At 57.6% G+C, this 9,436-nt stretch carries 9 protein-coding genes; 6 read left to right on the plus strand and 3 right to left on the minus strand.

The window, feature by feature from the left end:
* Positions 1 to 354 precede the first annotated feature (354 nt).
* Positions 355 to 3,462 (minus strand): COR domain-containing protein, encoded by a 3,108-nt coding sequence (locus IQ254_RS26970; protein WP_193969243.1) that lies wholly within the window; start codon positions 3,460 to 3,462, stop codon positions 355 to 357.
* A gap of 173 nt (positions 3,463 to 3,635) precedes the next feature.
* On the opposite strand from IQ254_RS26970, the gene IQ254_RS26975 reads away from it, so the two are divergent.
* From IQ254_RS26975 to IQ254_RS26985, 3 genes are all read left to right on the plus strand, one after another.
* Positions 3,636 to 3,893, plus strand: a complete 258-nt coding sequence (locus IQ254_RS26975; protein WP_193969244.1) for a hypothetical protein — start codon at positions 3,636 to 3,638, stop codon at positions 3,891 to 3,893.
* Positions 3,893 to 4,312: a PIN domain-containing protein gene (locus IQ254_RS26980; protein ID WP_193969245.1), complete on the plus strand. Its 420-nt coding sequence runs from the start codon at positions 3,893 to 3,895 to the stop codon at positions 4,310 to 4,312. Before IQ254_RS26975 ends, IQ254_RS26980 begins: the two co-directional genes overlap by 1 nt.
* A gap of 355 nt (positions 4,313 to 4,667) precedes the next feature.
* The gene (locus tag IQ254_RS26985; protein WP_193969250.1) at positions 4,668 to 4,964 is read left to right on the plus strand and encodes a hypothetical protein; all 297 of its coding nucleotides are present in this window, start codon (positions 4,668 to 4,670) and stop codon (positions 4,962 to 4,964) included.
* Here the strand turns inward: IQ254_RS26985 and IQ254_RS33990 are convergent.
* Complete coding sequence (locus IQ254_RS33990) at positions 4,873 to 5,151, minus strand: helix-turn-helix domain-containing protein (RefSeq protein ID WP_193969246.1); 279 nt, start codon at positions 5,149 to 5,151, stop codon at positions 4,873 to 4,875. The two genes, IQ254_RS26985 and IQ254_RS33990, sit on opposite strands and share 92 nt — an antisense overlap.
* Before the next feature lie 535 nt (positions 5,152 to 5,686).
* Here IQ254_RS33990 and IQ254_RS26995 point away from each other — a divergent pair.
* The 3 genes from IQ254_RS26995 to IQ254_RS27005 all read left to right on the plus strand — a co-directional run bounded on the left by IQ254_RS26995 (position 5,687) and on the right by IQ254_RS27005 (position 8,167).
* Positions 5,687 to 5,920: a hypothetical protein gene (locus IQ254_RS26995; RefSeq protein ID WP_193969247.1), complete on the plus strand. Its 234-nt coding sequence runs from the start codon at positions 5,687 to 5,689 to the stop codon at positions 5,918 to 5,920.
* A 120-nt stretch (positions 5,921 to 6,040) separates the two neighbouring features.
* Positions 6,041 to 6,187 carry a type II toxin-antitoxin system RelE/ParE family toxin gene (locus IQ254_RS33300; RefSeq protein WP_228041137.1) on the plus strand — a complete coding sequence of 49 codons (147 nt, stop codon included), beginning with the start codon at positions 6,041 to 6,043 and terminating at the stop codon, positions 6,185 to 6,187.
* Positions 6,188 to 6,427: 240 nt separating this feature from the next.
* Positions 6,428 to 8,167, plus strand: coding sequence for an RluA family pseudouridine synthase (locus tag IQ254_RS27005; protein ID WP_193969249.1), 1,740 nt, complete (start codon positions 6,428 to 6,430; stop codon positions 8,165 to 8,167).
* Between the two features lie 74 nt (positions 8,168 to 8,241).
* Here IQ254_RS27005 and IQ254_RS27010 read toward each other — a convergent pair.
* Positions 8,242 to 9,436: helix-hairpin-helix domain-containing protein (locus tag IQ254_RS27010; RefSeq protein WP_228041138.1), on the minus strand; the 1,195-nt coding region annotated here is incomplete at its 5' end.

The raw sequence follows: 9,436 nt of genomic DNA on the forward strand, positions 1-9,436 counted from the left end.
GAGCCCTGTTTTGCCTCTAAAAGAGCTGAAGCCCGGTATTATGACCGCATCTGGTTCTCTAGGATCCAATCCCTGTGCTGTCAATTACCACCCTGGGAGGCTGCCTAAAGATGTGTCAGGCAGTCAGGTGCTCAGCTATTCCCGATTCCCCAGTGGTGCATTGCGGCTAATCAAAGCAGTCAGAGGGCTGCCGGACGGGGGGTGTAGCCGCGAATGCACCCTACGGTTCTACCTTTTGGGAATCGGGGTTATGGGATTCGGATTTGGTATGAGACCTGGAATTACCGTTCTGCCTTTTGCCTTCTTACTTCTGCCTTTCAGTAGTAGGTCACAGAAGCCAGAATAACTTAACTCCTAAAAGCGCTTAAGCCCAGATTTTGCCTCCACCACGCGCTTGATGCCGGTTTCGACGTTGTACCAAGCCGCATCGCGATCGCGCCACTGGGTCACCGGCTCGCCATCCGTTGGCAACCAGGCCAGCTTTTGGAATCGCGTCCCCTGCAAATCGACCGATCGCAGAATGATCGGGATGACGTGGGCCTCGCCATTCTCGTGCCGCTCCATGGCGCGGGTCATCTCGATGTCGTAGCAGTAGTCGGAGGCGATAAAGTCGGCACTCACCAGCAGCAGAATGATGTCGGCCCGGTTGAGGTTGTCGTCGATGTCGTGGCCCCACTCGTTGCCGGGCAGAATGCGGCGATCGTGCCAGGGTTGAATCAACCCCTGTCGTTGCAGCAGCTTCAGGTGGGTCTCTAGCTCGTCGCGCAGGGTCTCGTCTTTGTGGGAATAGCTGTAGAACAGCCGCAGGGCTTGGCTGTGGCGCTCCATGGCGGGCTGGCGGGTGCCCTCTAAATCGACCCCGTTGAGCAGGTCTCGCACGGTGAGGGTGAGCAAGCCATCCCCAGTGAACACGTCAAAGCTGGTTTGGCGATGATCTTCCCGCGCCAGCAGTTCTTTGTAGTCCACCGTTACGTCGGGATGCCCCGGCACGGGCACCAGCTCTTTGGGCTTGAACTTGAAGCTGCGGTGGATGCGCTCAAAGTCGGAGCGAATCACGGCCAGGAGTCTGCGCCGACTGGTCATCGGGCCAGCCACGCTGATGGAAACGCAGCGGTCTTGGGGGTCGGCTTTGACCAGGGCGCGGTTGCCCTCAAAGTTGAGAATCACCCCGGTGCGCCAGCGCAGCTGGTGCTCGCTGAGGACGTGGGTGCGCACAATGAAGCGGGGCAGCAGCCCCTCGGGCAAAATCGGGTACTCGTATCGAAAGTTGAGGCAGTTAGCCGGGTCAAACTCGGCAGCGGCGGCGGGCTGCTGTTTATCGAGCAGGTCGGGGATCAGGTAGCGGTTTTCGTCGTCTTCATACCGAAAGCACAGCTCGAACTTGCGCATCAGCTCGAGCAAAAAGCCGTGGCGCTCGGCGGGGTAGGCTTGGGCATCCAGGCGGCGGCTGAGGCAGGCGGCTTCGAGTTCGCCTTTGCTGTGGGCCAGCTCTTCGGCGTTGAGCAGGGTGTAAATGCCGTTGGTGACCCAGTGGGGGTTGAGCACGTGGGTATCGCGCAGGCGGGGATCGTCTTTGTAGTTGAGGGCAATACCGAGGCTGTGGAGGTGCACGGCGAGGGAGTCTTGCGCCCCAAAGTCGGTTTCGCCATCGGTTTGGCAGATGGCGCGATACTGTTCAAAGGAAATGTAGTTGTCGGCCATTTCGGCCAGCTTGTCTTTGATCGCCACCCAACTGGCGGGGAAGGGATCGCGCAGGTGCTCTAGGGCGTCGGTTTCGCGATCGATGGCGGTGCGGAGGTGGTCGATGCCCTGGCCGGTTTCGCAATCGGTGGCGATGAACTCGCGAACATTGGGGAATTTTTGCTGCAACGCCCCCCGATTGACGTCAAAAGGGTGCTCTTTGATTTTGTTGAGCACGACGATCACCGGGGAATCGCCGCCAAAGCTTTGGATCAGCTCTAGCCAGTACTCGGCATCGGCATCTTCGTGCCCCTGGCGACCGTTGAGCACGAGCAAGTACAGGCTGCGCTCGGTGAGAAAGAACTGGTGAGTAGAGTGCATGATCTCTTGCCCGCCAAAATCCCACACATGGAGCTTGATGTCTTCGGCATCGTTGAGGCGCATCTCCCAGGGGGTAATTTGAATGCCTTCAGTCTTCGGGGATTTAGCATCAAAATTTTTGTGAATCAGCCGATTCACCAAAGAGGTTTTGCCCACAGCGCCAAAGCCGACCAGAATCAGCTTGGCTTCGTTTAGAGGGGTGTGCTGGGCTAGCACCCGAAAATAATAGTTGAGAATATCCTGCGGGTTAGCCGCAGTGGCTCCGTTGTTTACTGCTTCATCGGTAGGGCCAAGGATTTCATCGGAGAGCCCTAATTTTTCATTGCCGTGTAGCAAAAGCGTTTTTAGCCTGGGGAGACGCAGCAAAAATTCGGGTAAGGCTGAAAGTCCACTATGGGTTATGTCTAGTCTTTCAAGCCGCGCTAGTTTTTCAACAAAAACGGGAATTGCCGTCAGTTGATTTTGGTCGAGGTAAAGCTCCGTCATATGGTTGAGTTGGCCGAGGCTATCGGAGATCGCCGTCAGTTGATTTTGGGAGAGGTCAAGCGTCGTCATATGGTTGAGTTGGCCGAGGCTATCGGGGATCCCCGTCAGTTGATTTTGGCCGAGGTAAAGCGCCGTCAGATTGGCCAGTTGGCCGAGGCTATCGGGGATCGCCGTCAGTTGATTTTTGTGGAGGAAAAGCTCTATCAAACTGGCCAGATCTCCTAGCTCTTTGGGCACCGCTGTCAGGTAATTTTGGTGAAGGTAAAGATGCGTCAGATTGGTCAGACTTCCCAGCTCTTTAGGCACCGCTGTCAGGGAATTTCTGGAGAGGTCAAGAATAATCAAATTAGTCAGATCTCCCAATTCCTTAGGCACTGTCGTCAGATGATTTTGGTGGAGGTGAAGCTGCGTCAAATTACCCAGTCTTCCCAACTCTTTGGGTGCCTCTGTCAGTTGATTTTGGTGGAGGAAAAGATGCGTTAAATTGACTAAATGTCCTAATTCTTTAGGCACCATCGTCAATTGATTTTGGTGGAGGAAAAGATGCGTCAACTGTGTCAGTTGGTCCATCTTTTCTGGTACTGAGGTTAGTTCTAAGCCAGAGAGATTAAGCTCAGTTGCACTACTTTCTATCGCCTCCTGGATACGGCGTTCGGCCTCAGCCAGTGGTTTTGTCCATTCCCCTGCTTGCCCGATCCCATCGGGCTCCAATTCCAGGGTTTGGGTAATGGCGGCTACACTTGCTTGGCTCACCCGCTTGCCCCGCTCTGGGTGAAACAACCGGCTCACCGTGTCGGCACTCACCCCCGCCCGCTCGGCAATGGCGGCAAACGTCCACCCCCGCTCTGCCTTCGCGGCCTGTAGCCGCTTCAGCCCCTCCGGGCTAGCGAGAAAACTGCGCGATTGAGACGACATAGGCAGCAGAGCGAGAAGTTCATTCCCTCAAGGGTATCCGGCGATTCTAGAAACTGCGACATCCAGACCCCAGGGTTCTTCTTTGACTTAGCAATACCTCTGGCCATTAGCCCAGAACCCTGGGGTCTTTGGCATGCGAAAGTTACAATAGAGATTCAGAGCATTGGCGACCTATGACCCAAGAGCAAGACCTATTGGTGCGTTGGCGATCGCTGCCCTCCCAGCAGCAGCAAACCGTGCTGGACTTTATCGAGTTTCTGCAAACCAAAGGTCTTCCCGTCCCTGTCATAGATCACTCCGTAGAAGAATCTCTGGGCAATCGCCTCCGCAGCCTACGTACCAAAATCGTTGCCAGTGGGGAGCCTTTGCTCAACCAGACTGATCTTGAGCAAGAACTGGTCTCTCGCCGTGGAGGCGTGGAGCCAGATTGATGACGCGCACCTTTGTTGATTCAGGCGTTTTGATTGCTGCGGCGCGTGGGGAAGATTTAATTGCTGAGACTGCCTTAGGCTTTCTGGCTGATGCTCACCGGGTCTTTGTTTCCAGCCCATTTGTCAGGCTAGAGGTGTTGCCCAAGGCGATCTTCAACCAAAAAACAGTCGAGGCGGAGTTCTACGAAACCTTCTTCAGTGCAGTAGCGACCTGGGCAACTGACACTGACAGCTTGATTCAGCAGGCCCATGCGATCGCCTGCAACTATGGCCTAGCCGCCATGGATGCGCTGCACGTTGCCGCCGCGATCGCCCTAAATGCAGAAGACCTACTGACAACCGAAAAACCTACCAAGCCAATGTACCGGGTTCCCAACCTTCGGATCATATCCGTTTTCGAGAACCAGCAAGGGAGTTAGACAGCCGCAAACGTCCACCCCCGCTCCGCCTTCGCCGTCTGTAGCCGCTTCAGCCCCTCCGGGCTGGCGATAAAACTGCGCGATTGAGACGACATAGGCAGCAGAGCAAAACGTGCATTCCCTCAAGGGTATCCGGCGATTCTAGAAACTGCGACATCCAGACCCCAGGGTTCTGCTTGGGCGCAGCCATACCTCTGGCCATTGGCCCAGAACCCTGGGGTCTCTGCGGTATCCAGACCCCAGGGTTCTGCTTGGGCGTAGCCATACCTCTGGCCATTGGCCCAGAACTCTGGGGTCTCTGGTCCGTGATCGCCGTTATGATTGAGGCAGCACTCACCAAGCGTAGGAATTGGCTATGACCGCAACGCCAGAACCTTTAGATTTTCAAAACCAGGTGCTTGAGCGGCTTGATCGTCTAGATCAAAGGCTAGATGACAGTGTTCAGCGTCTAGAGGAAAAACTCGACACTGATATCCAGCGTTTGGATGAGCGCACTGACAAATGGGAAGAGCGTTTCCTACAGCTGTCAAAAGATAACCTGGCCATCTCACGCACTGTGATCATTGCCGCTGCCACAGTCGTTGTTTTCGGTAGCTTGCTGGATAAAGCAGAAATTCTAGTAGAAGGCGCAGCAAGACTCTTTGGGAAATGAGCGGGGCGGGGCTCTCGCCACTCACCTGCTTCCTCCACGACCGGTGAAACAACCGACTCACCGTGTCGGCACTCACCCCTGCCCGCTCGGCAATGGCGGCAAACGTCCACCCCCGCTCTGCCTTCGCGGCCTGGAGCCGCTTCAACCCCTCCGGGCTGGCGACAAAACTGCGCGATTGAGACGACATAGGCAGCAGAGCAAAACGTCCATTCCCTCAAGGGTATCCGGCGATTCCAGAAACTGCGACATCCAGACCCCAGGGTTCTGCTTGGGCGCAGCCATATCTCTGGCCATTGGCCCAGAACCCTGGGGTCTCATACCAAATCCTGCTTGAATACCCCCGGTTCGTAGGGGCATAGCATGCTATGCCCCTACGAGGTTCCTGATTATGAATCGGGGTTTCCCAAATCGGATTTCGTATCAGCGACATCCAGACCCCAGGGTTCTGCTTGGGCGCAGTCATACCTCTGGCCATTAGCCTAGAACCCTGGGGTCTCTGAGAGCTGCCTTACCCAAGGGTGAAGGCTACAATCAGAACAACCCAGCCAAGCTCCATCAACTGATCGACCAGCTAGAGACCATTGCGGGCATTCAGCAGGGGCTAGAAGCCTTCGATGCCGGGCAGACCCGCCCCATCGAAGACTTTGCTCAAGCCATGCAAAGCAAATATGACATTTCAGGTTGAAATTACCGCACCCTAGGGATACCCAAGAGCACCAGCCATGCCCAAGAGCACCATTGAATATCTCACAGACCGGGAAGGCAATCCTAGAGCCGTGGTCATTCCCATTGAATTGTGGCAACAGCTTCTTCCCCAAGGGGGCGACTCTACTGAAGAACTCGCTGAGAACCTGGAAGGTTATTGTCTCAACAACGCCATGAATGAAGCCCAAGCGACGCCTCTGCTAAACCGAGAAGAAGCGTTACAGTTCTTGGCGCAGGAGGACGGCGATTGAAGGTTGAGTATCGCAAACTCTTCTTATAAAGATCTGAAAAAGCTCAAAAGTCAGCCTGTCTACCCGCAAATTTATAACTTAGCGTTCACGGTCTTACCCGAATCTAGCAATCTACAAACATTGCCTAATGTCAAAGCTCTGGTCGGTACTACTAACCGCTATCGAATTCGCGTAGGCGACTACCGCATCGGTGTTGAACTCAATGGTGAGACATTAGAGATCATGCGAGTCTTGCATCGGCGAGAATTCTATCGCTACTTTCCTTAAGGTGCGATTTCAGCCCCTCCGGGCTGGCGAGAAAACCGCGCGATTGAGACGACATAGGCAGCAGAGCGCGAAGTGCATTCCCTCAAGGGTATCCGCCTCATCCAAAAACCGCGACATCCAGACCCCAGGGTTCTGCTTTGGCGCAGCTATACCTCTGGCCATTGACCTAGAACCCTGGGGTCTCTGGTAGGCGATCGCCGTTACGATTGAGACAGCACTCATCAGGCAGAGCCATTTGCCATGGCCGCAACCTCAGAACCCATAGATTTTCACAACGAAGTGCTTGAGGGGCTTGAGCAAAGGCTAGACGCCAGTGTTCAGCGTCTAGAGGAAAACCGCGACACCGATAGCCAACGTTTGGATGAGCGCACGGACAACATCGACTACACCTACCAGGGCCACTGCCCCCGCACCGGGCAGCACTATACCCTGCCCCGCACAGCCCTGGCCAAAGCGATCGCTCGGGGGCTCATGGCCCAGCTTGGCACCCTGCCCGAGGGCAAAATGTTTGGCGTGCTGCTGGCAATGACGCCCGACGGCAGCATGGTGGTTTTGAAGGCATTTTCGGGGCTGTGGCAGGGGCAGGCGGTGCGGGCAGGTTGGGTGCTGCCGCTACCGGGGCGAGAGCAGGTGGTCTGGCAAGAGGCCCGCACCCTCGATCAAATCAGGGCAATTGACGCGCAGCTACAAGCCTTACAAGAGCTGCCCGATCGCACTATCTACACCCAGTTCCAGGCACAGCAAACCCAGGAACGGCAAACGCTGAACCAACGACACCGCGATCGCAGGCAGGCCCGGGCCCACCAGCGCCAAGCTCTGGCCAACAGCCTCACCGGAGACGCCCTCGCCCAGGCCCTCGCCCAGCTAGATCAGCACAGCCGGGGCGACAAGGCCGAGCGGCGACGGTTTAAGCAGCGGTGGCGCGATCGCATCGCTCCCCTAGCCACCACGGTGCAAGCCGCCGATGCCGCGATCGCCGCCCTCAAGCAGCAGCGCCGCGATTGCTCCCGTCAGCTCCAGGCCGATATGCATGCCGCCTACACCCTCACCAACTTCGCGGGCGAGTCGGCGGCGATTCAGGCGCTGGCGGGGCAGAGAAATTTGCCCACGGGCACGGGCGACTGCTGCGCCCCCAAGCTGTTGCACGCGGCGGCACACCATGGCCTCAAACCCCTGGCGATGGCCGAGTTTTGGTGGGGGCCACCCCAGGGCGACAAACAGCCCGGCGAGTTTTATGGAGCCTGTGCCGAGCGCTGTCAGCCGATTCTGGGCTTTTTGCTGTCGGGGTTGTCGGCCCAGGTGTTGGGAGCGACGCCTGGAGATTCTGTCGAGAGCCGTGTATCCCAACCGGAGATACCTATTCTTTACCAGGATGATTGGCTGATGGCGGTCGAAAAACCCGCCGGGCTGCTGTCGGTGCCGGGTCGCTACTGCGATCGCCAAGACAGCCTGCTCACTCGCCTGCAACTCTCTCGTCCCGCAGACTCATTTCTACAGCCGGTGCACCGGCTCGACCAGGCCACCTCTGGAGTGCTGGTGCTGGCGCTAGATGCCCATAGCCACCGCCAGTTGAGCGATCAGTTCCAGCACCGCCGGGTGCAAAAGACCTACCAGGCGATCGTTGCGGGGCCGGTGTCGCAGCCCTCGGGATTGATTGATTTACCGCTCTGGGGCAACCCGGCGGAGCGACCGCACCAACGGGTTCACTGGCAGCGGGGCAAGCCCAGCCAAACCCGCTACAAGGTGCTAGCCGTTGAGAAAGGCTTGACTCGCGTTGCCCTCTATCCGCTGACGGGGCGCACCCACCAGCTGCGTGTCCATGCGGCCCACCCCCAGGGGCTGAATGCGCCGATTTGGGGCGATCGCCTCTACGGGCAGGGACAACCAGGCGATCGTCTTCATCTCCATGCCCAGACGCTGGCGTTCGTTCATCCCCAACATCAAGCTGAGCTGCAGATCGAATCTGCTGTGCCATTTTAACCCCGGTACCCGGTCTGGCGCGAAGCCGCGTAACTGGTTGGCCGTGCTTGGGTCAGCCCAACCAGCTGGCGGCGTCATTTTTTACCTAGATCCGATGACTGGGTCAGGTAGGGCCAGAGGGCGATCAGCCCAACGAATAATAGAGTGCCAAAGATCACCGACTCAGCATCTTCCTGGGCCAGCAATATTCTGCCAATTGCCACCATCCCCACCAGGGTCACCGACACCAGGCCGGTGGTGGCGGCGGTTTTGATCCATAGCTCTGGCACCGTCAGGGATGGGAGCTTGGGGCGCGATCGCGGCCAGGACAGGGTTAGCTTGTGCTCATCCAGATAGGCAGTGGCGGCTTTAGCGACCCCCTTAAAGGGCTTGACCAGGTAGTCAACGGCGTTCTGGGCTTTGGCCTGCCGCTGCTCACGGGAGAGCGATGCCTTGGGGAAGACATCAATGCCGAGGGTTTGTTTGCGATCGCACCAGTAGCAGCGTCCGTAGCTCTGGCTGTAGTGGTGGCCGTTAACCCGGCGACAGGCCTTGAGGTCGGCTACCCCCAGCTTTAGCGCCCGCAGCCACTCGGCAGGGGAGGGGCGCAGGCTGGCATCGCGGTGGCCCTCATTAAAGCAGCGCAAAAAGCACTGCTGTAGCTCGGGGTGCACCGTCTCTAGGGGAATCGTCAGCGGGCCAGCCTGGATCAAGGTGGTGGCACCGTAGGGCCAGTGGCCCTGGCTGAGTAGCATATTGGGGTCGGGGGAGTCGCCCCAGCCCGTCCAAACGCCCTTAAAGGGCTGGTCGCTAAACAGCAGCAGGTGAATGATCACACCCAGACGAAAGCGATCGTGACCTTCGGTTTGGTCAATCTGGGCTAGGTTTTGCCCCAGCAACTCGGGCGGGGTAAACCCCTCCGAACCCACCGGGCAGCGAAACACCTGCCCCGTACTAGGGTCGCGCACCTGAAAGGAGTCAGTGTCGATCACCGAGGGCAGGGCCTGGTTGTTGACCAAAATATTCTGCGGTTTGATGTCGCCCAGCACGTAGCCCCTAGCGTGGATAGCCTGGATGGTGGAGGCAATATTCATCGCCGTGACGTGCAGGTAAAGCCAGGTAAAGCCCGGTAAAACCGTGCGCCGCCGCTGGGGGTTGTAGACATCAAACAGGCCGACGCTGTGGGCAATTTCGGGCATGAGGAACCCTACCGACTGGCCCAGGGCATCTTGCAGCAGCGCCTGGGGCCAGGCAAACGAGGGGTGGTTGATGGCGGCGTTGGGGTCGGCG

Origin of the sequence: Nodosilinea sp. LEGE 07088 (genome assembly GCF_015207395.1) — a bacterium.
GTDB lineage: Bacteria > Cyanobacteriota > Cyanobacteriia > Phormidesmidales > Phormidesmidaceae > Nodosilinea.